23 protein-coding genes are annotated in these 23,787 nt (G+C 68.9%); 7 read left to right on the forward strand and 16 right to left on the reverse strand.

All coding sequences use genetic code 11. The features are described from left to right. Positions 1 to 42 precede the first annotated feature (42 nt). Entirely contained in the window at positions 43 to 1,080 is a 1,038-nt protein-coding gene (locus tag SH922_RS39195; protein ID WP_393063260.1) for an ABC transporter substrate-binding protein, read from the forward strand. Between the two features lie 66 nt (positions 1,081 to 1,146). Here the strand turns inward: SH922_RS39195 and SH922_RS39200 are convergent, their stop codons facing one another. Beyond that, complete coding sequence (locus SH922_RS39200; protein ID WP_393063261.1) at positions 1,147 to 1,464, reverse strand: hypothetical protein; 318 nt, start codon at positions 1,462 to 1,464, stop codon at positions 1,147 to 1,149. A 368-nt stretch (positions 1,465 to 1,832) separates the two neighbouring features. On the opposite strand from SH922_RS39200, the gene SH922_RS39205 reads away from it, so the two are divergent. From SH922_RS39205 to SH922_RS39220, 4 genes are all read left to right on the forward strand, one after another. After that, entirely contained in the window at positions 1,833 to 3,230 is a 1,398-nt protein-coding gene (locus SH922_RS39205; RefSeq protein WP_393063262.1) for an APC family permease, read from the forward strand. 78 nt (positions 3,231 to 3,308) lie between these two features. Next, positions 3,309 to 4,172, forward strand: a complete 864-nt coding sequence (locus SH922_RS39210; RefSeq protein ID WP_393063263.1) for a PepSY domain-containing protein — start codon at positions 3,309 to 3,311, stop codon at positions 4,170 to 4,172. A 386-nt stretch (positions 4,173 to 4,558) separates the two neighbouring features. Next, entirely contained in the window at positions 4,559 to 5,731 is a 1,173-nt protein-coding gene (locus tag SH922_RS39215) for a serine hydrolase domain-containing protein (protein WP_393063264.1), read from the forward strand. A 239-nt stretch (positions 5,732 to 5,970) separates the two neighbouring features. Next, the gene (locus tag SH922_RS39220; protein WP_393063265.1) at positions 5,971 to 6,420 is read left to right on the forward strand and encodes a spore-associated protein; all 450 of its coding nucleotides are present in this window, start codon (positions 5,971 to 5,973) and stop codon (positions 6,418 to 6,420) included. 182 nt (positions 6,421 to 6,602) lie between these two features. Here SH922_RS39220 and SH922_RS39225 read toward each other — a convergent pair whose 3' ends face one another. Both SH922_RS39225 and SH922_RS39230 read right to left on the reverse strand, forming a co-directional pair. After that, positions 6,603 to 7,493, reverse strand: a complete 891-nt coding sequence (locus SH922_RS39225) for an LLM class F420-dependent oxidoreductase (protein ID WP_393063266.1) — start codon at positions 7,491 to 7,493, stop codon at positions 6,603 to 6,605. A 154-nt stretch (positions 7,494 to 7,647) separates the two neighbouring features. Beyond that, positions 7,648 to 8,310: a class I SAM-dependent methyltransferase gene (locus tag SH922_RS39230; RefSeq protein ID WP_393063267.1), complete on the reverse strand. Its 663-nt coding sequence runs from the start codon at positions 8,308 to 8,310 to the stop codon at positions 7,648 to 7,650. Positions 8,311 to 8,607: 297 nt separating this feature from the next. Here SH922_RS39230 and SH922_RS39235 point away from each other — a divergent pair, with 297 nt between their 5' ends. Further along, positions 8,608 to 8,778 carry a hydrophobic protein gene (locus tag SH922_RS39235; protein ID WP_326734156.1) on the forward strand — a complete coding sequence of 57 codons (171 nt, stop codon included), beginning with the start codon at positions 8,608 to 8,610 and terminating at the stop codon, positions 8,776 to 8,778. A gap of 292 nt (positions 8,779 to 9,070) precedes the next feature. Here the strand turns inward: SH922_RS39235 and SH922_RS39240 are convergent, their stop codons facing one another. Both SH922_RS39240 and SH922_RS39245 read right to left on the reverse strand, forming a co-directional pair. Continuing rightward, entirely contained in the window at positions 9,071 to 9,673 is a 603-nt protein-coding gene (locus SH922_RS39240) for a gamma carbonic anhydrase family protein (RefSeq protein ID WP_393063268.1), read from the reverse strand. A 157-nt stretch (positions 9,674 to 9,830) separates the two neighbouring features. After that, positions 9,831 to 10,319 (reverse strand): flavin reductase family protein, encoded by a 489-nt coding sequence (locus tag SH922_RS39245; RefSeq protein WP_393063269.1) that lies wholly within the window; start codon positions 10,317 to 10,319, stop codon positions 9,831 to 9,833. Positions 10,320 to 10,905: 586 nt separating this feature from the next. On the opposite strand from SH922_RS39245, the gene SH922_RS39250 reads away from it, so the two are divergent. Beyond that, positions 10,906 to 12,429, forward strand: a complete 1,524-nt coding sequence (locus tag SH922_RS39250) for a catalase (protein WP_393063270.1) — start codon at positions 10,906 to 10,908, stop codon at positions 12,427 to 12,429. A gap of 74 nt (positions 12,430 to 12,503) precedes the next feature. On the opposite strand, the gene SH922_RS39255 is transcribed toward SH922_RS39250, so the two are convergent. The 11 genes from SH922_RS39255 to SH922_RS39305 all read right to left on the reverse strand — a co-directional run bounded on the left by SH922_RS39255 (position 12,504) and on the right by SH922_RS39305 (position 23,757). After that, positions 12,504 to 13,064: a hypothetical protein gene (locus SH922_RS39255; RefSeq protein ID WP_393063271.1), complete on the reverse strand. Its 561-nt coding sequence runs from the start codon at positions 13,062 to 13,064 to the stop codon at positions 12,504 to 12,506. Positions 13,065 to 13,377: 313 nt separating this feature from the next. Further along, complete coding sequence (locus tag SH922_RS39260; RefSeq protein WP_393063272.1) at positions 13,378 to 14,382, reverse strand: MerR family transcriptional regulator; 1,005 nt, start codon at positions 14,380 to 14,382, stop codon at positions 13,378 to 13,380. Between the two features lie 3 nt (positions 14,383 to 14,385). Then, positions 14,386 to 15,057, reverse strand: a complete 672-nt coding sequence (locus SH922_RS39265) for a HEAT repeat domain-containing protein (protein ID WP_393063273.1) — start codon at positions 15,055 to 15,057, stop codon at positions 14,386 to 14,388. Between the two features lie 126 nt (positions 15,058 to 15,183). Beyond that, on the reverse strand, positions 15,184 to 15,870 hold the full coding sequence (locus SH922_RS39270; protein WP_393063274.1) for a flavin reductase family protein: 687 nt from the start codon (positions 15,868 to 15,870) through the stop codon (positions 15,184 to 15,186). Between the two features lie 180 nt (positions 15,871 to 16,050). Then, positions 16,051 to 16,956, reverse strand: a complete 906-nt coding sequence (locus SH922_RS39275) for an NAD-dependent protein deacetylase (RefSeq protein WP_393063275.1) — start codon at positions 16,954 to 16,956, stop codon at positions 16,051 to 16,053. Between the two features lie 192 nt (positions 16,957 to 17,148). Next, positions 17,149 to 17,733 carry a hypothetical protein gene (locus SH922_RS39280; RefSeq protein ID WP_393063276.1) on the reverse strand — a complete coding sequence of 195 codons (585 nt, stop codon included), beginning with the start codon at positions 17,731 to 17,733 and terminating at the stop codon, positions 17,149 to 17,151. A gap of 170 nt (positions 17,734 to 17,903) precedes the next feature. Continuing rightward, positions 17,904 to 18,677 carry a phosphatase PAP2 family protein gene (locus SH922_RS39285; protein WP_393063277.1) on the reverse strand — a complete coding sequence of 258 codons (774 nt, stop codon included), beginning with the start codon at positions 18,675 to 18,677 and terminating at the stop codon, positions 17,904 to 17,906. After that, the gene (locus tag SH922_RS39290; RefSeq protein ID WP_393063278.1) at positions 18,678 to 19,631 is read right to left on the reverse strand and encodes a YihY/virulence factor BrkB family protein; all 954 of its coding nucleotides are present in this window, start codon (positions 19,629 to 19,631) and stop codon (positions 18,678 to 18,680) included. Then, positions 19,632 to 21,386 (reverse strand): diacylglycerol kinase family protein, encoded by a 1,755-nt coding sequence (locus SH922_RS39295; RefSeq protein ID WP_393063279.1) that lies wholly within the window; start codon positions 21,384 to 21,386, stop codon positions 19,632 to 19,634. Between the two features lie 320 nt (positions 21,387 to 21,706). After that, a complete protein-coding gene (locus tag SH922_RS39300) occupies positions 21,707 to 22,954 on the reverse strand; it encodes a SpoIIE family protein phosphatase (protein ID WP_393063280.1) in 1,248 nt (415 codons plus the stop codon). A 2-nt stretch (positions 22,955 to 22,956) separates the two neighbouring features. Continuing rightward, positions 22,957 to 23,757: an alpha/beta fold hydrolase gene (locus SH922_RS39305; RefSeq protein ID WP_393063281.1), complete on the reverse strand. Its 801-nt coding sequence runs from the start codon at positions 23,755 to 23,757 to the stop codon at positions 22,957 to 22,959. Between the last annotated feature and the right edge of the window lie 30 nt (positions 23,758 to 23,787).

Genomic DNA, 23,787 nt, shown 5'->3' on the forward strand with positions numbered 1-23,787 from the left:
ACCCTGCTTCCAGGGAACCTTCTTCACAAGGACGTGAACCAGATGCGTATCTCCCCCCGGATCCCGGCGCTCGCCGTCGCCGGCGTACTCGCCGCGACAAGCCTGACCGCCTGCGGAGGCGACTCCACCTCCGCGTCCGGCGACAAGAACGACCGGGTCAAGATCATGGTGGGCGGCCTGGACAAGGTCATCTATCTGCCCGCGATGCTCACCGAGCGCCTCGGCTACTTCAAGGACGAGGAGGTGTCGGTCCAACTGCTGACCGAGCCAGCCGGCGTACAGGCGGAGACCGCTCTGGTCTCCGGTGACGTGCAAGGCACCGTGGGTTTCTACGACCACACCCTCGACCTCCAGGTGAAGGGCAAGCACGTCGAGTCCGTCGTCCAGTTCTCACAGGCGCCGGGAGAGGTCGAGATCGTGTCGAACCAGGCGGCGGCCGACATCAGGTCGGCCAAGGACTTCAAGGGCAAGAAGCTCGGCGTGACGGGCCTCGGCTCGTCCACCGACTTCCTGACGAAGTACCTCGCGGTGAACAACGACGTGAAGACCAGCGAGTTCACCCCTGTCGCCGTGGGTGCAGGCCAGACTTTCATCTCCGCACTCCAGCAGGGCTCCATCCAGGGCGGTATGACCACGGATCCCACCGTGGCCACCATCCTGGACAAGAAGCTGGGCAGCATCCTCATCGACATGCGGACCCCGGAGGGCTCCAAGGAGGCACTCGGCGGGCTCTATCCGTCCTCCAGCCTCTACATGCAGACCGAGTGGGTCGACAGCCACAGGGCGACGGTGCAGAAGCTGGCCAACGCCTTCGTGAAGACCCTGAAGTGGATGTCCACCCACAGCGCGCAGGAGATCGCGGCCAAGATGCCGGCCGACTACGCGCAGGGTGGCGGCGCGGCGCTGTACGCACAGTCCATCAAGAGCACCCTGCCCATGTTCACCACGGACGGCGTGATGCCTCCGGACGGGCCTGCCACCGTCGAGCGGGTCCTGAAGGCTTTCAACCCCAACCTGAAGAACGCCGATGTGGACCTCTCCAAGACGTACACGACGGAGTTCGTGAAGAAGGCGGGCTGACCCCACCCGCACCGAGTGCCCGTACGCAACCGCGTACGGGCACTCGGACGTGCGTGAAGGGGCCTGCTACTCCGCCGCGGCTTCCCCTGTGGCGTGCTCCGGCCCGGGCTGCGCGACCGGGACGGTGGCCTGCGCGCCCTGCCGGACGGCCTCCACTGCCGCCTCGTGCAGTGACCGGCTGGCTTCCTCGGACGGACACGGCACCGGACTGCCCGCCATCGTGAACCAGTCGGCCGCATCGGTGTACTGCACCGTGATCTGCGCCGTGCCATCGGCCCATGTGGTGTGGACGGTCAGGTCGCCGGACAGCGGCCCGACTTCCTCGGTGAGCACGCCGCCGTGCCCCGAGTAAACTCCGCGTGTCGTCCAGGACGCCCAGGTCATGCATCCAGGCTCGCACCAAAGCCTGCGTAACGCGACCCATGGGCGACAAGTCCCGGAACGGCATGGTCCGCAGGCCGTGCCGGTGGGGCCCGTTGGCGAACCACGGGTGGATTTGAACGAAATTTTTCGAGCGCCCGCACTGCGGTTCCCGCAGCGGCCGATCCCGTTGCCCTGACGCGATCTTGACGGCAAATCGTTGATCATGGATCCTCCCGCAACGAATTCCGAAGGAAAACTGCTATTGACCTGCGGAACACGTCGGTATTGCATGACGCGCTGGGAGCACCGGAACCATCCATCACACCTCGTCCGGAGGCGATACCGCTCCCGCGCTCAGACATCGCACCTGTTGATCGGAACCCGACTCGATGACCGACACGCTCAGCGCTCCACAGGCGCTCGCCCCCGCGACCGGCCCCACCCCGCAGAAGCTCAAGCGTTCCATCGGCGTCGTCGGGGGGACCCTGCTCACGCTCTCCTGCGTGACTCCCGCCTCCACCCTCTTCGTGGTGGTGCCGGACCTGTTCTCCAGCCTCGGCACGTACACCGCCCTCACCATCGCCATCGGCTCGCTGCTCTGTATAGCGGTGGCGTTCTGTTACTCGGAGCTGGGCACCCTCATCCCCAGTGCCGGGGGCGAGTACGCCATGGTGTCGACGATGGCGGGCCGGCTCGCCGGCTGGCTCGTCTTCGTGCTTTCCCTGCTGGTCGTCATGATCGTGCCCCCGGTCATCGCCATGGGGACCGCCGACTACCTCGCGCCCCTCGTCCACATCCCCGCCTCCCTCGCCGGCGCGGGCGTCATGCTGCTGGCCACCCTCGCGGGCCTCCTCGACCTGCGTGCGAACGCGTGGATCACCGGCATCTTCCTGGTCCTGGAAGTGATCGCAGCCGGTGTCGTCGCCGTGCTCGGGTTCGCCCACTCCGAGCGGGGCGCCTCCGCGCTCGTGCACGGGTCCGTCGCCGCGCCGGGCGGCACGAGCTCGACCGTCACCGCCATGATGGTGGTCTCCGGGCTGGCCATCGCCCTCTTCATCACGCAGGGCTTCTCCACCGCCGTCTACCTCTCGGAGGAACTGGAGAACCCGCGGCGCAACGTGGCCCGTACCGTCCTCGCCACGCTCGCGATCTCGACGGCCGTCATCCTCGTCCCCGTCATCGCCATCACCATGGGCGCACCCGACCTCGCGGCCCTGACCTCCGGCGACCTCAGCGGCATGGTCGAGGCGTGGTCCAACTCGGCCGTGGGTACGTTCGTCAGCCTCTGCGTCGCCCTCGCCATCATCAACGCCGGCATCGTCATGGTCATCCAGAACTCCCGGGTGCTGTTCGCCTCAGCCCGCGACAAGGCCTGGCCCGCCCCGGTCAACAGGGCACTGTCCCGGCTCGGCCGGTTCGGCTCGCCGTGGGTGGCGACGCTCGTCGTCGGCGTTCCGGGAGCGGCTCTCTGCTTCGTCAATCTCGACACCCTGTACGGCGTCACCGGCGTCTCCGTCACCGCCATGTACCTGCTGGTGGCCATCGCGGCGCTGCTCTGCCGGCGCGGCTCGCACCGCGGCGCACCCGCCTGGCGCATGCCGCTCTGGCCCGCGATTCCGGTGCTGCTCATCCTCGTCCTCGCGTACATCCTGACTCAGCAGGAGACCGAGTACCTGCTCTGGACCGGCGGGATCACCGCTGTCGCCACGCTCTACTGGGCCGTGTACCTGAGGCCCCGCCGCGCTACCCGGTGGCTGGTGAGCATCCCCGAGGACGAGCAGGTCTGAGACAGGTTCTCCGGTGATCGGGTGACACCGGGCAGCGGCACGTCATGCCGGACCTGCGGCGCGGTTAGGTATGCGGGCATGACATGTGACTTCCCACCGAAGAACACCGGATTTCTCCGTACCCAGCGCCTCCGTGCCGCCGGCGCCGCCGGCGTCCTCCTGGCCGCGGCCCTGCTCACGGGCTGCGGCCAGGACAGCGGCGACACCTCGACCGGCACGGCCACCTCGGAGGCCGCGCGCGCCGTACCGGAGCGGACCGTGACCCCCTCGTACAGCGCGAGCAAGAGCGCGTCGCCGAGCGCCGCGCTGACCGAGGACCAGAAGGACCGCAAAGCACTCCTCGGCTCCACCAAGATCACCTTCGACAAGGCCGTCACGACGGCCGAGGGCGCCGTCAGCGGCGGCAAGGTGATCGAACTCGACCTGCGGGGTCCGGGGGAGTCGGACGACGACACCGACAAGGAGAGCGCGTCGCCCACTGCGAGCGCCTCACCGTCGGGCAACAGCGCCTCACCGTCCGGGAGTGCGAGCCCCTCCCCGACCGGCACCGCTGCCTCGCCCAGCGGCGCGAGTGCCTCGCCCGCAGCCACCGGCCCGGAATGGGTCGCGACGGTCGCGGTGAAGGACGGGACCGAGCACTTCGTGCGCATCGACGCCGTCTCCGGCAAGGTGGTCAAGTCCACCGAGGACTCCGAGCAGGACGCCGAGGAGAAGAGCCGTACGGCCGACTGGATCGCCAAGGCCAAGCAGACCCCGCAGCAGGCGGCCAAGGCGGCGACGGACAAGAAGAAGGGCACCGTCACGTCCCTGGAGCTGGACGCGAACGACAAGAACGTCCTCGTCTGGTCGGTGGACGTCGTCGACAAGGGATGGAACGAGACCACGGTCGACATCGACGCTGCCACCGGCTCCGTCACCGCGGAGGAGACCGACACCGACTGACCCGGGTACGCCCGGCCCCCGCCGTACGCACGCCTGCCCCCGGTTCGCACGGACCGGGGGCAGTCTCGTTGCGCCGGATACCGGGCTCAGCCCCCGATCATGCTCGGGTTGTCCGCCGAACTCACCGTGTGCCCGGCATACTTCTGAGCCGTCGCCGAACCCGCGCTGCGTTGCGGCCGCGAAAGCTCAAGGCCCGCTCACCCCTCACCCACTGGTCGGCCCGCACCTCAGCGGTCGTGAACGGACAACGCCGTCGAGCACGGCGTGAACACCTCCGGCACCGGCGGACTCGTCGCACTCGGCTGGATGGAGCAGAGCCGCGCGCAGCTTGCGGACCGACGGGCGAAGCTGGACGTTCCACGTGCTCACGTCTCAGGAGTCCTTCCGTGCTGCTTCCCGGCTTCCCGCAGGTCCGCCTGCCCCTCGTCGCCCTGTTGGCCGCTGCCTGCGTGGCCGGGCCGGTGCACGCCCCGGCCCATGCCGAGGAGGCCCCCGCCGACCACGACCGCGCACTGCGACGGCAGTTGCAGGAACTGACCACCGCGCCCGGAGGCCCGCCCGGAGCGATCGCCGTCCTCAAGCGAGGCTCCCGCACCGAGGTCATCCGGGCCGGAGTGGCCGAGACGGGCACCGGCCGTGCGATCGCTGCCACGGACCACATGCGCATCGCCAGTACGGCCAAGGCGTACAGCGGCGCGGTCTCCCTCCAACTCGTCGACCGCGGGAGGCTGCGCCTGAACGACACCATCGGCCACGTGCTTCCCCGGCTGCCGCGCGCCTGGCACCGGGTCACGCTGCGCCAGCTCCTGAACCACACCAGCGGACTGCCGGACTACACCGAGGACCCGGAGTTCCTGGACCTGCTGACCGCGAACCCGCGCCGCCACTTCGACTCCCGCCGACTGCTGGACTTCGTCGCCGCCGAGCCGCTCGCGTTCCGCCCGGGGGCCAAGTACGCCTACTCCAACTCCGACAACATCGCCGTGGCACTGATGGCGGAGGCGGTGACGGGCCGCCGCTACGAGGATCTGCTCGCCCAGCTCGTGTATCGCCCGCTGGGCCTGCGCAGCACCACCTTGCCGCAGGGCTACCGGATGCCCGAGCCGTACATGCACGGATACGACGTCACCCCGCCGGACCCGCCCGAGGACATCAGCGAGGCGCTGAGCGCCTCGGGCGTGTGGGCGTCGGGCGGGATCATCTCGACGCCGAAGGACATGACGGCTTTCATCCGCGGCTACGCCGGCGGGAGGCTGATCTCCGACCGGACACGCCGACAGCAGCTGAACTGGGTGGACGGCGCGTCCGAGCCCGCAGGCCCGGGCGAGAACAAGGCCGGTCTGGCGATCTTCCGCTACACCACCCGCTGCGGTGTGGTGTACGGACACACGGGCAACTTCCCCGGCTACACACAACTGGTCGCGGCCACCCCGGACGGCAAGCGGTCGCTGACCTTCTCCCTGACCACCCAGGTCAACAAGACGAACAAGCCTGAACTGCTGGGGCGAGTGCGGGCCGTGGAGGAGAACTTCGTCTGCGCGCTGTTGCGCAAGCAGTAGCACGGATGTGGGCGGGACCCCCGTTTCCGCCCCGGCCTTGTCCCGCCCCTGCCAGGAGAACGTGCCCATGGGCGCCACGGGACCTGCCCTCACCCGGCGATCCGTCGCGCATCGCTCGGTCCGATCGCGTCATGCACGGGCTCCACGACACCTCTGGGCGCGCCGTGTACAACCATCCGCGCCGCCCGTGGGTCACAACAAGTGGGAGTATTCCGCTCTCAAAGACACAAGGGGGATAAATGGGAAGCATGCGTAATATCGCAGTCGCCGGGGCGTTGAGCACACTGGTCGTGGGCGCCACGGTCGTGTGCAGCACGGCCGCCTCCGCCGCACCGAACGTCACGCCGCAGGGCGTCTGCGGCAAGGCCTACAAGACCGTGAACTCGGTGCCCGTCGGTTCGCTGGGCACCGTCTACCTGACCTACAACTCCTCGAACGGGAAGAACTGCGTCGCGACCATCCGTGCCAACCCGGGCACGGCCAAGGAGGTGTCCACGTACATCTACGTGCCGGACACCGACGAGTGGGCCGGGGACTCCGGGAACTACACCTCGTATGCGGGGCCGGCCTACGTCTACGGAAAGGGCCACTGCGTGAGTTGGGGTGGCAGCATCGCCAACGTGTACGTGTCGGTGGAGAACTCCAACTGCGCGGCACGCATCGAACGCCGGGTCACCGAAATCCGCTGATCCGGGCGTCCCGAGGCGGTCCGCCGACCCTGTGGGAGGTGGGACGACGCCGGTCTTCCAGGAGGCCGGCGGGCCGCCGTAGCCGGGGTCACGGCCGCCGCCGGATCCCTCCCGGTCGACGAGGTGCGGGGCGGTGGTGACGATGCCCGTGGCCCGGCGGCCCCTTCTTCGAGGACCGTCCGCTACAGCTCATCACCGAAGGCCTCGGCCAGAGCGCGCCATTGGGCTCGCGGCAGGCCGGCGCCGCCCTCGTCGGCGGTGAGCACCTGAAGCGCGACGTGATCGGCGCCGGCGTCGAGGTACTGCCGGGTCCTGGCCCTCACCTGCTCGGCGTCGCCCAGGGCGAAGAGGGCGTCGAGGAGACGAATGCTGCCGCCGCCTTCGAAGTCGCTCTCCGTGAATCCCAGGCGCAGCAGGTTGTCGGTGTAGTTGGGCAGGCGGAGGTACATCGCCAGCATGTTCCGCGCGGTGGTGCGGGCCCGGTCGAGGTCGGTGTCGAGCACGACGGACAGTTCCGGGGCGAGCAGCGCTTCGGGGCCGAGCGCCTCGCGGGCTTCCGCGGTGTGCTCAGTGGTGACGAGATAGGGGTGGGCGCCGAGCGCCCGACCGGTCGCGAGCTTCAGCATCTTCGGACCGAGCGCCGCCAGTACACGATGTCCGGAGTCCACGGGCGGGGTGGCGGAATCCAGCGCATCGAGGTAGGCGACCATCGCGCTGTACGGTTTCGCGTACTGCGGGACCATCGGGCCGTGGCTGACCCCCAGACCGAGGACGAATCGCCCGCGGGCGCTCGCGTCGAGCGTCGCGATCCGGGCCGCCACCTCCGCCGCGGTGTGGTCCCAGATACTCAGGATGCCCGTGGCCACCGTGACCGAACGGGTGGCGGCGACGACAGCGGCCGCGTCGTCGGGCGAGGGGCTGCCCCCGATCCAGAGCGTGCCGTATCCCAGGTCTTCGAGCTCGGCGACCGCCTCCGCGATCGCCGCCCTCCCCGCGTCGTCCGCCCGTGACCAGTGCAGGGCGCTGCTCCAGATGCCGACCTGTCCGAACGTCTCACGTGTCTCAGAAGTCATAGTGTGATCAACAGCGACGCGCGCCCACTATTCCTGCCGCAGCGCAGCGGTGCCGACCGTCCGGCCTCCGCATGCTGCTGGGCTGCCCTGCTGCCCGCGTGGGCGGCGTGGCCTTCGGGCCTGGGTGGGGGACGGACGGGGTTCGAGCGGTGGATCAGGCAGCTCCTGCCCGGGCCTTGCGGGCGAGCAGTTGAACCTCCTGGAACTGCCGCCGGTCGGTGGGCTGCGGCTCGCGGACCATCCGGCCCACCTCGGTCAATCCGCACGTGTGCAGCATCGCGGCGAGGTGATCGGGCCACCACCGATAGGCGGGCGCGACGGTGTGATCGAAGACCTGCGCCGGCTGAGACGGATCGTCGCTCGCCGAGAAGCCGATCAGGAGGTGGCCGCCAGGTGCCAGTACACGATGGAACTCATCGAGGACGAGGGGGAGCTCCTGCGGCGGAGTGTGGATGATGGACCAGCGCGCGAGTACGCCGCCCAGCGCGCCGTCAGCGATGCTCAGACTGAACATCGAGCCTACTTCGAACCGCAGGTGAGGATAGGCCTGCCGAGCCAACTCGATCATCGCTGGAGAGGCGTCAACGCCGAATGCCTTCAGGCTCAACTCGTGCAGATGGGCGGTGATATGACCCGGTCCACACCCCAGATCCGCGACCTGGTCATCCCCACTCGCACTGACGAGTTCGGCGAAGGCGCCCAGGATCGCACGGTCCAGGGGGCTGTCGTTCAGCGTGTCGCGGAACAGTTGCGCATAGGTGAGCGCGACGGCGTCGTAAGCCTCGCGGGTGGCACTGAGGGCATTGTGTTCGACCATGCACGCGACAGTAGTTCCTGCCCCGGAGACGAAGCAGGGTGAACCGCGGTCTTCCCTCCGCTCCAGGCGGACCGGCTGCTGAAGACCGAGGTCCGTACCCACTGGTGCTTCGGAGGGGCAGTAGGAGGCGGCAGGCCCCGGAGAAGCCGAAAAACAGCCGGGGCATTCGGATTCCGGACCCGGTGACGCTGCCGGCCGAGCGGAGTCTAATTCCCGTATTCCAGAGGGAGAAACGCTTGATTTCGAGTGCATGAAGGGCGCCGGTCAGGGCACACGATGTTCTGGAGGTTGATAACTATGGTTCCCCTGCTTCTCGTTCTGTTGCTCGCTCTCGTCCTTTTCGGTGCCGGATTCGCTCTGAAGGCTTTGTGGATCGTGGCAGTGATCGTGCTGGCCGTCTGGCTGCTCGGCTTTGTCATGCGTTCCGCCGGAGTGGGTGGCCGCCGTGGCCGTTGGTACCGCTGGTAGGAGTTGGCCGCCGGTCAGCAGCGCGGGGTGGCCCCGACATTCAGTCGGGGCCACCCCGCGCGCGGGCGTCCGGGGGCGCTTGTACGTGGTCCGGCCCGCACAGGGATGGGATTGACGGCGGATGTCCCGCCTCGGCATCGGTAAGTCCCTGCATGAATTTCCGCAAAGAGCGTAGATGCGCTGTCGTCCGGTCCGCATCCCGTCGGAGACGGGTGCATTGCAGGACGTGTCCACGCGATGCGGTTTCCGCCGGAGGGCTTCAGGAATTTGACCGTCCTGTCCGAATCCTGGCTCAGATCTGGTGGTCGTTGCTGTGGCGGCCGAGGCCTCGGCCGAAGCGTTCGGCAATGGCCGGCATCAGGCTCTCGCCGTCGGCTGGACGGTCCAGGCCGAAGACGTAGCCGGGGAAGTCCAGGGTCTTCTGCACCGCCCAGATTTCCTCGTGGTCCGCCGGTGAAAGGATGCGCACCGGGTCACCGACGGCGACCCATCCGATGGGCACCATCGAGTCGGCGGGCAGCACGGTGCGCAGATGCACGATGCCGTTGATACGCACCTCGGAGCGGGCCCCGATCAATGCCCCGTTGAAGACGCGGCTCCCGGTGGCCAGGAAGACCTCGTCCTCGACCCGGCAGCCGGTCAGGTAGGCCGTGGGGCCCACCAGCACCTGTCGTCCGAGAAGCAGCGGATCCTGCCGGGTTCCACGCAGCACCGCGTTCTCCATCACGATGCTGCCCTCGTCCAGCACCACGGGGCCGCCCTCGGCGGTGAGCACCGCACCGAACAGCACCCGGCAACCCGCCCCCACACGTACGTCCCCGCACAACGTGGCGGTCGGAGCGACATAGGCCGTGGGGTGGACGGTCGGCGAACAACCCTCATGAGCGATCAGCATGACCGCGATCATGCCGGGCGCTGGGCCTCGGCGCACGCCGTTCCACCAGGCAGGACCGGTGCCGCCTTCGGTGTGCGCTCCCTCGTCCGCCTTCTGCGCATGACAACCGGGTGGGGGCGAGGAGCCCGCGTACCTGCTGGGTACCGGCCGCTTCGGGTCAGCCCGCCGGATGTCCCGGGGTGATGCCGAGGCCGTCAGACAGTGACAGGAGACGGAGACCGTCGTCCGCGGGGTGTTCCGCCGCCTCCGGGACAAGCAGGAACCCGACGTGGTCGCCGCCGGCGACGCGGCTCTCGACGCGGCCGACGAACCAGGCGGGCGCGTCGTCCAGGACCGGGGCTCCGCCCGGGCCCGGGTGCCAGGCGGTCCGGGCGAACTTGTCGGTACTGTCACCGGTCTCGCCGCCGAAGAGGCGGGCCAGGTCCCCCTGTTCATGGCCGAGCAGGTGTACCGCAAGCCGGTCGGCACGGGCGGCGACGCGGTAGGTGTGGTTGGCCTTCGACAGCCACACGATGAACCGGACGGGCCGGATCGAGCACTGCGATGCGAAGCCGACCAGGCAGCCGGCCCGTTCACCGTCTACTTGCGTGGTCACGACATACAGCGGGTAGTCGAGGGCGTCGGTGAACGGATCCAGGTCGGCCACGGTTCTGGGCTCCTTGTCCACGAGATCTGGTCACGGGGTCACGTTCAAGGGCTGCGACGGGCAGACGGTTCAGATCGAGGAGCTCCATCCTGGGCCGTCACGGGCGAGGGGGCCACCGGTGTCACCCGCACACTGCGGAAGCGGTGCGGCCCCGGGCTCACGGAACGGCTGCCGGCGGCATGGAACAGCGCTTGCCCGTGGCGGCACGGGCGGGTCGCGAGGGTTTGCTCGCGAGGCCGGGTCCGGGCTCCGTCTCGCCCGAACAGCGGACGAGCACGTGGAGGAGCGGGTGGAGTGGGGGATCGTCTCCCGCAGCCGCCGCCTCACCCCAGCGGGCAGTGCGCCGACAGCACTGCCCGCTGGGTCCAGACTCTGCGCCCCGCCCCGCGTATGTCGGCTGATTCGGGACAAGCGGGGGCTGTACGGCGGCGCGCCTTGCGCTGAGGAGTCGGGCAGAATGACGAAATATTCCTTTCGTCTATGTTTGACATCATTCAATCCGGGCTAATCGAGCTAGCGCGGCGCCGTTCCGCCCCCTCTGGTGTGACCGGTGATGCACTCACAGCAACTGATGGAGGGCAGCCTGATGACCGACGCTTCACGTGAGCCGACCACCACCGATTCCGGGGCCCCGGTGGAGAGCGACGAACACTCGCTCACCGTCGGACCGGGCGGCCCGATCCTGCTGCAGGACGCCTACCTGATCGAGCAGATGGCGCAGTTCAATCGCGAACGGATCCCGGAACGCCAGCCCCACGCCAAGGGCAGCGGGGCCTTTGGGCACTTCTCGGTCACCGGTGACGTCAGCGCCTTCACCAAGGCGGCCGTGTTCCAGCCCGGGACCAGGACCGAGCTGGTGACCCGGTTCTCCACGGTCGCCGGCGAGCGAGGCAGCCCGGACACCTGGCGTGACCCCCGGGGCTTCGCGGTGAAGTTCTACACGAGCGAAGGCAACTACGACATGGTGGGTAACAACACCCCCGTGTTCTTCGTCAAGGATCCGATGAAGTTCCAGCACTTCATCCGGTCTCAGAAGCGGCGCGCGGACAACAACCTGCGCGACCACGACATGCAATGGGACTTCTGGACCCTCTCGCCCGAGTCGGCCCACCAGGTCGCGTGGCTGATGGGCGATCGCGGGATCCCCCGCAGCTGGCGCCATATGAACGGGTACACCTCCCACACCTACATGTGGATCAATGCGCAGGGTGAGCGCTTCTGGGTCAAGTACCACTTCAAGACCGACCAGGGCATCGAGTTCTTCACCCAGCACGAGGGCGACCAGATGGCCTCGGTGGACACGGATTACCACACCCGTGACCTGTTCGAGCACATCCGCGACGGCGACTTCCCGAGCTGGACCCTGCACGTACAGGTCATGCCGTACGAGGACGCCGCGGAGTACCGGTTCAACCCCTTCGACCTGACCAAGGTGTGGCCGCACAGCGACTATCCGCTGATCGAGGTCGGCCGGATGACCCTGGACCGCAACCCCACCGACAACCACGCCGAGATCGAGCAGGCGGCCTTCCAGCCGAACAACCTGGTCCCCGGCATCGGCCCCAGCCCGGACCGTATGCTGCTGGCCCGGTTGTTCGCGTACGCGGACGCCCACCGCTACCGGATCGGGGGCAACTACCAGCAGCTTCCCGTCAACGCGCCCGTCGTCCCGGTGAACACGTACTCGAAGGACGGGGCGATGGCGTACCGCAAGACGACCGACCCCGTCTACGCGCCGAACTCCAAGGGCGGGCCCGCGGCCGACACCGACCGTTACGGCAGCCCGCCCAGTTGGTACGCCGACGGAGACATCACCCGGGCCGCCTACGTATCCCACTCCGAGGACGACGACTGGGGCCAGGCCGGCACCATGGTGCGCGAGGTCCTCGACGACGCGGCCCGGGAGCGTCTGGTGGACAACGTCGTGGGCCACCTCCTCAACGGGGTTACGGAGCCCGTTCTGCGACGAGCCTTTGAGTACTGGTCCAACGTCGACAAGTCGATCGGCGAACGGATCGAGCAAGGGGTACGCGCCAAGGCGGGCGAGAAGGACCCGAAGGCAGCGGAGCAGAGCAACCCCGCACGACGGAACATGCAGGCCAAAGCCTGACGGCAGGTGCGCAGAGTGAGGGCCTTCCGGGGCCGGTGCGGATGGGGACACCTCCACCGACCGGCGGAAGGCCCTCAGGCCCCGCCGTCGATCGCCCCCTCCGGGGAAGGCGCAGCAAGCCACTGTGCTTCGAGCGGCGCCGGGGCCCCGGCGGTGCAGAAGACGCACGCTTCCCAGAACGGCAGCGCATCCAGCACCCGGTGACGTACGCACGATGCCATCGCTGCTTCCTGCGGGCCGGGCAGGACGCCCATGCCGGTCCTCGCGGTCGCAGGGTCGAACTCCTCCACCATCGCCCGGTAGCTGCGCAGGTAGCCCTCGGCCCGGGGCGGCTCGTACGTCAGCTCCTCCCATCGGTGGCGGGACAGCGCCAGATCGAGGACGCGGAGCAGGAAGTCCTTGGCCGCGGCCTGCTCGTGCGGTGTGTCCCCCCAGTCGAGCTCCGCAAGTCCGAAGCCGACTACGCCGCGCCCCATCACGTTCTGGTCCTGAAGTGTCAGCAGGGCGGCGAAGCGGAAGTCCCACGGCTCGTGGGCCAGCGCGGATACGGCGAGCATCAGCACATCCACGAACACCGCGGTGCCGCCGTTGGTCAACCTCAGATGCCGGCCGTCACCGCCGTCGAACACGTTCATGTCCCAAGAGTAGGGAGCGGGGGCGATGACACCCTTCGTTCCCGTTCTTGCACAGCCCCGGCGGAACACGGATCTCCGCCCAACCGCACCGTCCAGACAGAAGAGTTGGCCGGCGCCCGGCCACGACGGCAGTTCGTTCCGCGCTCAGGCTCCGTACCGGAGCAGGCCGTCCTCGACGCCGCCCGCTGGAGTGCCGGGGTAGGGATGATCGTGCTGGGGAACATGGCCAGGTCCGCTGCCCCCTCCGGCGTACGGTGAAATGTCCGGGACCGCCTGCCCCCGGGCCGCGTGAACGGCACTCCTGAGAGACACGTCACCGCGTGTCGCGTAGCTGAAGAAGGTAGGCCGCGGTCAGCGCGACGGCACGGTCCTCGTCATGCGACAGCTCTGCGAGTGCACGTGACGCTGTTGTCCCCGGGACAGCGGCCAGCGCCTGGGTCAGCCGTCCACGTGCAGGCGCTTTCGCGGTGTCCTGGGCGAGGCGCTCGACGACCCTGGCCGCGATCTGGTCCGCCGTCGCGGTGTCGATCGCCAGGAGGCTCAGTGCATCGGCGGCATCGGTGTCGTTCTCTCCTTCCGCGATCATGTCGATGAGCGTCGGGACCGCATCGGCTGTTCCGCGTGACCCGAGCGCCAGAGCCGCATACCTGCGGACCACGATGTCGGGGTTCGCAAGGGCCTGCCGCAGCTGTGCACCTGCCTCGTCGCCGGGCATCTCGGCGAGGGACCGAACGGCACGTTCCCGCACCGCGGCCACCGGTGCCGCGAGGCCCTCCGCCAGCAGCGCCGAGCCGTCGTCCCCCGATTGGGCCAGGGCCCATCTGAGGGCTCCGGCGACGTTCGGCTCCGTCTCGCTCAGTGCTGCCTCCACCAGAGCCTCCACGGGCACCGGAGTCTCGTACCCGGAGGAAAGGGCCGCGCGTTGGCGCACGCCGGCGCTCTTCGAGCCCAGTGCCTGGAGGAGCGCAACGACCTGGAGGACATCCTCCCAGCGGGCAGGGTCCGCCGCGTCGATCCGCCGCAGCCGCGTGAGCAGATCGGTTTCGGCCTCGATGCGTTCGCCGGTCTGACGGATGAGGTCGTTGACGAGCTCCGAGGGGATGAATCCGGGATCGTCGAGCGCGCGCCCGATCTCACGCAGTGACAATCCAAGCGACCGCAGGCTCTCGATATGGAAGATCCGCCGGATGTCCTCCCCGGAGTACTCCCGATATCCGGAGCCCGTACGCCCGGAAGGCCGTACCAGGCCGAGCGACTCGTAATGCCGGAGCATGCGGGCACTGACCCCGGACCGTCGCGCCACCTCACCGATCAACACGTCCTATTGTCCCTCCCGGCCGGCCCCGCCGAGAGCCACGGCGCGCTTCGCCTCCTCGATCGCGAACTCGAACCCGGTGTCCGGGTCCCGCAGCAGTCGTTGTGTGGCCAGCGCGTGTACCCGCACGTGCGCGTCAGGGGCCGTCGTCGCCGCATGCAGAGCAGGCACAATCACTTCGCCCAGGGCGATCAGCGCGCGGCTGAGACTCAGCTGTGTCTCCCGCCCACCGCGCCCGAGCTGCGTCGCCAACACCGAGGCCAAGGCGGACTCCTCGCCTTCCGGCACGAGCACGACCGCGGCCCGCCAGGCGCTGCGCGCCACTTCCGTGTCGGCGTCGGACAACAGCGACCGTGTGATCGCCGGCCACGCCCGCCGGTCCCCGACTTTGGACAGTGTGTGCAGCGCCTGGCTCCGTGCCTGCGCACGCCCCGAGCGGATCTCGTGAACCAGCCGGGGGAGTGTGAGGGACACCGGGTGGCGGGTGAGCGCCCAGGTCAGCATGTCGCGGACGAAGAACTCGGGCTCGATCGCGCAACGCTCGACGAGCGAGTCGACAAAGCGTGGGTCGGGCGTCGTGCCGAGCTCCAGAGCAGCCCGCAGTCGCACGGACGAACGGCCGTCCTCCAGCCCCTGGAGCGCTCGGCCCGAATCCGTGTCCCGTTTCGTGATCGTCATCTGGACCACCTCCTCGGCAAGCAGTGAAAGCCCTGTCACTGTGTCAAGGTCAAGCATGGCCAGGTGCGCGACAACAGGGGCGTGCGGCACCGGCGAGAGGCCGGTCGTCACCCGTGGCCGTGGCCGTCACACCGTCTGAGAACGGAAGCCGTGGCCGAGCTCCGGGTGTCCCAGGCCGTAATAGTGCCGGAAGTTGTAGATCAGGGGGCTCCAGGCCGCGGGGTCGATGTGCTGGGTTCCTGGGATCACGACGGAGGCAGCGGCGTGCACGCGGACGACTTCGCACTCCACGATCCGGAAGTCCCGGTGGGGACCGGCCGGTGTGATGTCGCGCACCGTGGCCTCCAGTTGCAGGGGGCACTCGGCGACACGTGGCGGCCCGACGGCCTCCGAGGCCTGGGGGTGCAGCCCGGAGGCCGCGAATTTGTCCGGCTCGTGGCGGTAGACGCCGCGTTTTGCGGCAGGCACCGGGTCGGCGCCGGTGAGCGGGGCGAGGCGTTCCACGGATGCCCAGAGGTCGGGCGACGGAAGGTTGATGACCAGTTCCGGGCGGTCCGCGAGATTGGCGACCGTGCGCCCCTCCGCGCCCAGGCCGAGAACGACCGTGTGACCCAGTGCCCAGGCCGAGGAGATGGGCGCGAGATTCGCTGTGCCGTCAGGGTTCTCGGTGGTCAGCAGCGCTACGGGAGTTCCGAAATAGAGAATGCTCGGGGATATGGAGAGATGGCCGCCATCGGTGGCAGCGTCGGGCGTGGTGGCCTCGGAGTCCGAGACGTCGGTCCTTGCGGCGTCCTGAGCCGTGGTGCTGTTCATGAGGCAGAACGCTAGGGCGCGGAGACTTCGGTGACCGCCGAAGTGTTGTTCCGTCACCATGTCTTCCTGAGCCTGCCCTCCGCCACGTCCGTCGCCGAAAGGCGTCACCGCCACCCTGACGATTCTCAGGGTGTCCGTGACGCCGGGCACCTATGGCGAGGCCCGGATACCGCCACCCGTCTATGCGGGCTCTGGCGCCTCGTCGTCGGCGAGGATGCCCAGTTGGCCGGCCACGGTGGTGAGGGCCGTTCCCAGCGGGAGCGCGATGCGGGTGACGGCGTGCCGGTCGCCCCGGGTCAGGTCCCGGTTGATGATCAGCACCGCCTTTCCTGCCCGGTCCGCCTGGCGGACGAACCGGAGCCCGGACATCACCGTCAGTGAGGAGCCCAGGACCAGCAGCGAGGCTGCTCCATGGACCAGTTCGCGGCAGTGCTCGACCCGGGGCGGGGGCACGGCTTCGCCGAAGAACACCACGTCCGGTTTGAGGATGCCGCCGCAGACGCTGCAGGACACTACGCGGAAGTCCCCGACCTGCTCGTCGGTGAGGTCGGCGTCGCCGTCCGGGTTGATCGCGGCGGCCACCGGATCGAAGCCCGTATTCGCCTCCTCCAGCCGTCGGGCGAGTTCGCGGCGCGAGCTGAACGCGTGGCAGGAAAGACAGACGACCCGGTCCAGGCTTCCGTGGAGTTCCACGATGTCCTTGCTGCCGGCGGCCTGGTGCAGACCGTCGACGTTCTGGGTGATCACACCCGAGAGCAGGCCGTGCCGCTCGAACGCGGCCACGGCCCGGTGCCCGGCGTTGGGGCGGGCGCGGCCGAAGGTACGCCAGCCGAGGTGGCTGCGCGCCCAGTACCTGCGACGGGCCTGGGCGCTGCCGGTGAAGTCCTGGTAGGTCATCGGAGTGTGCCGGCTCAGGCTCCCGCCCTCGCCCCGGTAGTCGGGGATGCCCGACTCCGTGGAGATACCCGCCCCGCTGAGCACCAGCACACCGCCGGTGCTCAGTGCATCAGCGACCGGTTCCAGGTCCGTGGTGGCGGGGGGCATGTCTTCGGTGGGGGACCAGCTCAGAGTGGGGCGCATGCGCATGCGTCCAGGGTACGGAACAAGGCGGCCGTCACCTGCTCGCGCCGTCGATGGCTCGCTCTGGCTGTCCGCGGAAGCCGACAAGGAAGAGCCTTGGCATCTGCCGGTCCTTCACCAACCGTGGCATCGGCGGTCTTCAAGAACACTTCCGGCGGTGGGCCCTTCCGCAGGACGAGTACTCCGCGCGGCCGGACGTCAGCTCCGGGTGCTCTCGATGGCCGGGACGAGCAGCCGGAGCAGCTTCGTGCCGATGCCGCCCTGTTCGTACCTCGGGTAGTCCCCGTCGCGCGCCGGAATCACCTCCAGATGGTAAAACCGGTTCCCCGTTGTGAAGGCGAATCTCATGGGCTTGTCGTCATCCGCCGGGTAGACGGCGAAGGAGTCTCCTGTGCCGATGTTCTGGGGGACGAGAAGCACTCCGGGCGCTTTGATTCCCGCGCGGTAGTCTTCGTGGCTCACTTCTCCGACGCTCGCATAGGAGCTCCGGCTGCCCCACGTGCAGCCCCATGGCCGTTTCCCGCCAACGGGATCCGGCCGTGTTCCGGTGAAGGATTCCGTTGCACCGAAGGCTTGCCGGACATCCTCGGCGTTCAGTAACGAGCACGCACTCGCCTCCGCGGCAGCACTCGCACCTCCCTCACCGCTGTCGGCGGGCTCGGCTGCCGAGCAGCCAGCCACGGCGAGAAACCCTGCCAGGACCAGCACATGCCCGAGGCCGTGCCTGAGCCCCCACGCCGTCGCAGCCGCAGCCATCACGCCCTCCCGGTCACTGCCAGCCATTCAACAGTCGTGGCAGCAGGTATACGGTCAATGACCGTATGTGCGCAAGGGGTGGTCCGGACAGGGGCCACCGCACCGATCAGGACCGAGGAGTCACGCGGGCGACCTCATGGGAGGGGCGCGAGTGTCACGGTCTCCGGTGTTGCCGCCCGTCGCTCAACGCCCGTCGCTCACCGCTCAGGGGCGGACTCGTTCAGTTCGGGCTCCAGGCCCTCGGCCATCGCGCTGCGGCGACGGCCGGAATCGGCGCGCCAGGCTTCGAACGCCCAGGCAGTCGACGCCACCACGGCGAGACCGAGGAGCCAGCCGCCGACCACATCACTGAACCAGTGGACGCCGAGCGCGACCCGGGTGAAGCCCACACCCACCACCGAGAGCGCCGACACGCTCCAGCAGAGGGTTCTCAACCAGCCACGGGGCACCAGCGGCAGCAGCGCGAGCATCAGGATGGCGAACGAGGTGGTGGCGGTCATTGCATGACCCGAGGGGAAGGAGAAGCCCGGTGCCCGGGCCACCGGGTCCGCCAAAGAGGGCCTGGCCCGCTCGACCACGGTCTTGACCAGCAGCCCTGTCAGGGCCCCCGCCACCGCCGTCACACCGGACCAGGCGGCCAGCCGCCAGGCGCGGCGCCAGAGCAGCCAAGCGGTCAGCAGGGCGACCACGCAACGAAGCGTCGCCGGATCCCAGACCCAGTCGGACAGGAAACGGAGGGTACTTGTCCACGCAGGGTGCGTGAGCGCGGTCTCGTGCAGTCGCCGTGCCGCACCCGCGTCCATGACGCGCAGCGGGCGCCAACGGCCCTCGACGAGGACGAGAAGAAGACCGAAGGGCACCGCGGAGAGCGCGGCGACGGCGACAGCACCGAACAGCCGGACACCGAATCTGCGGTCGGCCGCTCGCGCACGGCGCTCACGAAACAGCAGGCCAGTCGCTCGTACAACCATTCACGCTCCCGGATCGGGGTGGATGGGGCCGGGCCGCCGGGCACGGGCGGCCTCCAACTGCGCGGCGAAGGACAGGCCGAGAAAGAGGGCGATGGAGGTCAGATAGGCCCAGAGGAGCAGCGACATGAAAGCACTCAGCGGGCCGTACACCGTGTCGAAGGACCCGCTGACCGAGAGATAGAGACTGAGCAGCCAGGTCAGCACGGTCCACAGCACCAGGTAGACGGCCGCTCCGAACGCCAGCCAGGTGTACCCGGGCTGCCTGCGACGAGGCGAACGGCGGAAGATCGCGCTCGCGGAGATGAGCGCGAGCAGCAGCCCGCACGGCCAGCGCAACAGGTCCCACGAGTTCCCGGCTCTGTCGCCGAGCCCGTAGACCGTCACAGCGGCTGCGGCCAGGTCGCCGCCCACCACCATCAGGATGAACCCGATACCCAGGGGGATCCCGGCAGCCAGCGCCATCACCAGGCCCCGGAAGTACTTCTGGTGGAAGGGGCGGTCACGTTCGACCCCGTAGATCCGGTTGGCACCGCGTTCGATCTGGCACATCGCCGTGGTGACGTTCACCAGCGAGAAGGCCAGGCCGAACCAGAGCGTGAGCTGAGAACCTTCCCCGGCGCGCTGCCGGCTGCGGTCGAGCGCATCGTCCACGACCTCGGCGCTCGGCCCCGCGGCGATGCGGTGGATTGTCAGTTCCATCAGCTTCCCCATGTTGTCCGTATGCAGTGAGGCCGACAGCCCGACGAAGGCGATAACGAGCGGTATGACGGCGAGAACGGTCTGCAGGGCGAGTGCTCGGGAGTGGCTGAAGCCGTCGGCGTAACGGAAGCGGATGAAGGAGTCACGCACCAGTGCCCAGCGGCCGTAGCGGCGCAGCGAGGCCAGCGCCTCGTCGGCGGAGAGCTCGTCGCCTGCCATGTCGCGGGTCTGCGGGACCCGGGTCGCGGTGCCCATTCACTTGCCCCCCGACGGCAGGAGTACGGTCAGGGCCCCGGGCTCGACTTCGGCGACGAGCAGCCGCCCCGGTCCTACCGGATCTCCGTCGATCTCGCGCGGCTGCACCGGGGCGAAGCGGAGTTCGGCGCGGCGGAAGGTGAAGTACTCCACCGGGGTGGAGGCGCCCTCGCTGCCGGCGGCCGGGAAGCTGCCCTGTGCGGAGGGGCGAGGTGGTTGCGAGCGGCCGCGCAGCAGTATGCCGACGGCGCGCAGCCAGCCGGTGGGCCCGTGCGGGTCGAAGACGGCCAGATCGAGGAGCCCGTCGTCGGGTTCGGCGGCCGGGACGAGGGCGGCGCCGCCCTGCACCCTGCCTATGTTGGCGAGGAGCACCATACGGGCGGTGCGGTGCAGGACCGGCCCGCGGTCCAGCCGGATCGATACGGACATCCGGGGGGCTCGCAGGCTGCTGACACCCGCCACCACGTAGGCGGGCCAGCCGATGACGGACTTCGCGCGGTCCCCGGTGTTCTCCAGCATCGCGGCGTCCAGTCCGGCGCCGGACATGGCGGTGAAATGAGTGGCCGGGAGGGAGTCGCCCTCGATCCGGCCGAGATCTATCCGGCGAGCGCCGCCCGACAGCGCGGCGGCCAGGGCGTCTGCGGGTTTCAGGGGCAGCCCCAGGTTCCGGGCGAGCAGATTGCCGGTGCCACACGGCACCACGGCCAGGCTGACTCCGGTGCCGGCCAGTGCGTCCGCCACCGTCCGGACCGTTCCGTCGCCGCCGCAGACCACGACCAGCGATGCGCCGGCGCGGACCGCGGCGGCCGCCTGGCCGCCGCCCGGGTCGTCCGCGGTGGTGGAGACGAACTCCACGGAGTGACGCCCGTGTTGCTCCAGGACCAGCCGCACGATCTCGCGTTCCGCATCGTCGGTCACGGTCGGGTTGATGATGACGACGGTGTGGCCTGCCACGCGTGCGGAGCGTTCCTCCGCGGCCTTCAGAGCGATCTCCATGGCGTTCGACGGCGCAGGGGTGGGGCTGTTGCCTTCGGTCAGCAGGGCGCGGCCGACGATCAGGAGCGACAGGCTGCCGTTCAGCAGTCCGCCGAGGACGTCGGTGGGGTGGTGCATCCCCCGGTAGAGGCGTGCGACCGCCACGAGCAGCGGTACGAGCAGCAGCAGCCCGCCGACCGCTTTCCGCCAGGGACCCCGGATACGGGAGAGCGCCAGAACGGCGAGGCCTGCATAGAGCGCCGTGGCGGCACCCGTGTGGCCGGAGGTGTAACTGGCAGTCGGTGGCGAGGCGTCGAGGCGGTCCACATCGGGCCGGTCGCGGTCCACGGACGCACTGATGACCAGGAACACCAGCGCCTGGAGCGAGACGGAGACGGCGAGGAACACCGCCTCCCGCCACTTCGGCAGCCGGGGTATCAGGATGAGTCCCAGACAGGCCAGAGCGGTGATGATGATCACCGTGGCGGTGTTGCCGGCCTCCGACGCCATGAGCGACGCGTCATTGCGGAGCCCGTTGCGCAGGTGCTCGAAACCCTCGTTGACACGGTCCTCACTGGTCAATGGCCATACTCGACCGGCGGGCCCGGTGATCAGGAGGCCGAGGCCCACCATCAGGGCGGCCTGGCAGACGGTCAGCGCGCCGATCCGGACGGCGGCCGGGCCACTGCCACTGGTCAGGGCGGGGGACCGCCCGGGCCGGGAGACGGCACTGGGCTCCGTGGACCTATGGACCGGTCTTTCCGGCAGGGCGGTAGGCATATAGCGCTCCCAGTGTTCGGCGCTGCGCGACAGCAGCGGTGGTCGGGCGCGGGCTCGGCCCTTCCGGTGCTCCGCCGTCTGCCCCGAAAACCGCCCGGCAGGCGTGCGCACAATGCCTCGCAGCGGGGCGCGCCCAGGACTTGTCCGGGCGATCAAGGTGCCGACGGCTGAGACACGGCGAAACTGGGGACGGTGGCTTCAGCTTGAGAACATCGCCGGCATATGACGTCGTGTGTCACGGTGGCGGGGCATGTACCGGTCCGGGCGGGGGAGGCCACGCATGTTCCGCCGAACTTGTCTCGGTTCCGGCTCCGGTTCGCTCATCGTCCGACGGGGGGCACACTCATCGCCAGGAGCGCGGTGTCGTCGTCGCGTCCTTCGCCGAACGAGTCCAGGAGCCCGGTGAGAGCCTCGACGACGTCAGTGGCCGAGGTGGGTGCGAGGGCCCGGGCGAAGTCCAGGAGCGCTTCGTCGCCATAGCGTTCACCTGCGTTCGGGGTCCGCGCCTCGGTCAGACCGTCGGTGTAGAGCAGCAGGGTGTCACCGGGACCCAAATCCATGGTGACCGTGGTGAACTGGGCGTCCGGAACCACTCCGGCCAACTGGCCGCCCGGTGTGGGCCGGTAGTCGGCACTGCCGTCGGCACGCAGCAGCACGGCAGGGGGGTGCCCGCCTCCGGCCAGGACGATGTGGAATTCAGTGCCGTTCTGGCCGGGTGTCAGCAGGCCGAAGATCACTGTGCAGAACCGCGGTTCGTCCTCCTGTGCCTGGTGGCTGAGCGCGGTGTTGAGGTTGGCCAGGACGGTAGCCGGTACCGGATCGGAGACCGCTGCGGCTCGCAGGGTGTACCGCGCCAACGACGTCACCACGGCCGCGTCGGCGCCCTTGCCGCGTACGTCCCCCATGAAGAACCCCCAGCGGCCGTCGGCCAGCGGGAACAGATCGTAGAAGTCCCCGCCCACTTCGTCGGAGGATGCAAAGTGGTAGTGCGCGGCAACGTCCAGACCCGGAACCGGTTCGAGAGCCGGTGGGATCAGGGTGCGCTGGAGAGTCGTGGCTAGGCGCTGCAGACGTTCGCGGTCGCGCTCGGCTTCCCGTCGGGAACGCAGGAGTTCACGCTCGTAGGCACGTCTGTCACGGGCGTCCAGGAGGGTGGTGCGGATCAGCAGCGGTTCGCCGTCGCGGTCCTGTTTGACGATGGAGGTGACCAGGACAGGCAGCCGGCTTCCGTCGGCGGCCTTGAGCTCCAGCGCGATGCCGCTGACCTCGCCCTGCAGGCGCAGCAGTGGTGAGAAGTGCGTCTCGTGATACAGCCTGCCCCCGATGGTCAGCAGATCGGGGAACTTCTTGTGGCCTATCAGTTCCTCTCGGCGGTAGCCGAGCCATTTCGACAGGGTTCCGTTGACCTTGGCGATCCGCCCGTCCATCAGTGTGGAGAGGTAGCCGCACGGCGCATTCTCGTACAGGTCCTCCGCACTGTCCTCCAGTAGAGCGGAGAACGACAACTGTTCCTGTTCACGGTCGCCCGCCGCCCACAATCCGCTGGTCTCCTCGCCGCCCGGGCGCACCGTTACGGCCCCTGCACGAAGGCGATTATGGCCTCGGTCGTCTCCTCGGGGGCGCTCAGCTGGGGGCAGTGGCCCGTCGAGTCCAGAGTGACCAGTTGGCTCCCGGGGATCTGCGCGTGGACGAAGGCACCCACCTCACGCGGGGCGATCGTGTCGCGTGCACTCTCGACGATGAGCGTCGCAACGGTCACGTCGGCGAGATCCGCGCGGTTGTCGGAGAGGAAGGTGGCTCGCGCGAATACCCGGGCGATCTCCGGATCCGTCCGGCAGAAGCTGTTGGTCAGCTCCTCACCCAGCTCGGGGCGCTCAGGGTTTCCCATGATCACCGGTGCCATCGTCGCGGACCAGCCGAGGTAGTTGCTTTCCAGCGACTCGAGCAGTTCGTCGATGTCCTGCTCGCTGAATCCGCCGTGGTAGTCACCGTCGTCGATGTAGGACGGTGACGGGGTGAGAAGGACCAGCTTGTGGAAGAGCCTGGGCTCCTGCACGGCGGCAAGGACACCGATCATGGAACTGACCGAGTGCCCGACGAAGGCCACGGGCCCGAGGCCGAGCTCCCGGCATATCTCGATGACATCCTGCGCATAGCCCTCCAGAGTGGAGTACCGCGCGGCGCTCCAGGCGGAGAGATCGGAGCGCCCAGCCCCCACATGATCGAAGAGGACCACTCGGAAGTGTTCCTCCAGTGCGGGCGCGACGAGACGCCACAAGGTCTGGTCACATCCGAAACCATGAGCCAGCATGACCACCGGGCCGCCCTCCCGGCCTGTCACCGATATGCGGTTCCTTGTCCGGACATCCATAGGAACATCCTGACACTCCCCGCACGTGAC

The organism is Streptomyces sp. LN549, from assembly GCF_043203805.1.
GTDB lineage: Bacteria > Actinomycetota > Actinomycetes > Streptomycetales > Streptomycetaceae > Streptomyces.

Coding starts and splice junctions, on each gene's coding strand:
- SH922_RS39275 (WP_393063275.1), bottom strand. CDS start 16,956: ATGCGCATGCGCCCCACTCTGAGCTGGTCCCCCACCGAAGACATGCCC.
- SH922_RS39220 (WP_393063265.1), top strand. CDS start 5,971: ATGGGAAGCATGCGTAATATCGCAGTCGCCGGGGCGTTGAGCACACTG.
- SH922_RS39285 (WP_393063277.1), bottom strand. CDS start 18,677: ATGGTTGTACGAGCGACTGGCCTGCTGTTTCGTGAGCGCCGTGCGCGA.
- SH922_RS39250 (WP_393063270.1), top strand. CDS start 10,906: ATGACCGACGCTTCACGTGAGCCGACCACCACCGATTCCGGGGCCCCG.
- SH922_RS39255 (WP_393063271.1), bottom strand. CDS start 13,064: ATGAACGTGTTCGACGGCGGTGACGGCCGGCATCTGAGGTTGACCAAC.
- SH922_RS39205 (WP_393063262.1), top strand. CDS start 1,833: ATGACCGACACGCTCAGCGCTCCACAGGCGCTCGCCCCCGCGACCGGC.
- SH922_RS39265 (WP_393063273.1), bottom strand. CDS start 15,057: ATGACGATCACGAAACGGGACACGGATTCGGGCCGAGCGCTCCAGGGG.
- SH922_RS39240 (WP_393063268.1), bottom strand. CDS start 9,673: ATGCTGATCGCTCATGAGGGTTGTTCGCCGACCGTCCACCCCACGGCC.
- SH922_RS39225 (WP_393063266.1), bottom strand. CDS start 7,493: ATGACTTCTGAGACACGTGAGACGTTCGGACAGGTCGGCATCTGGAGC.
- SH922_RS39270 (WP_393063274.1), bottom strand. CDS start 15,870: ATGAACAGCACCACGGCTCAGGACGCCGCAAGGACCGACGTCTCGGAC.
- SH922_RS39305 (WP_393063281.1), bottom strand. CDS start 23,757: ATGGATGTCCGGACAAGGAACCGCATATCGGTGACAGGCCGGGAGGGC.
- SH922_RS39235 (WP_326734156.1), top strand. CDS start 8,608: ATGGTTCCCCTGCTTCTCGTTCTGTTGCTCGCTCTCGTCCTTTTCGGT.
- SH922_RS39230 (WP_393063267.1), bottom strand. CDS start 8,310: ATGGTCGAACACAATGCCCTCAGTGCCACCCGCGAGGCTTACGACGCC.
- SH922_RS39280 (WP_393063276.1), bottom strand. CDS start 17,733: ATGGCTGGCAGTGACCGGGAGGGCGTGATGGCTGCGGCTGCGACGGCG.
- SH922_RS39210 (WP_393063263.1), top strand. CDS start 3,309: ATGACATGTGACTTCCCACCGAAGAACACCGGATTTCTCCGTACCCAG.
- SH922_RS39195 (WP_393063260.1), top strand. CDS start 43: ATGCGTATCTCCCCCCGGATCCCGGCGCTCGCCGTCGCCGGCGTACTC.
- SH922_RS39290 (WP_393063278.1), bottom strand. CDS start 19,631: ATGGGCACCGCGACCCGGGTCCCGCAGACCCGCGACATGGCAGGCGAC.
- SH922_RS39295 (WP_393063279.1), bottom strand. CDS start 21,386: ATGCCTACCGCCCTGCCGGAAAGACCGGTCCATAGGTCCACGGAGCCC.
- SH922_RS39200 (WP_393063261.1), bottom strand. CDS start 1,464: ATGACCTGGGCGTCCTGGACGACACGCGGAGTTTACTCGGGGCACGGC.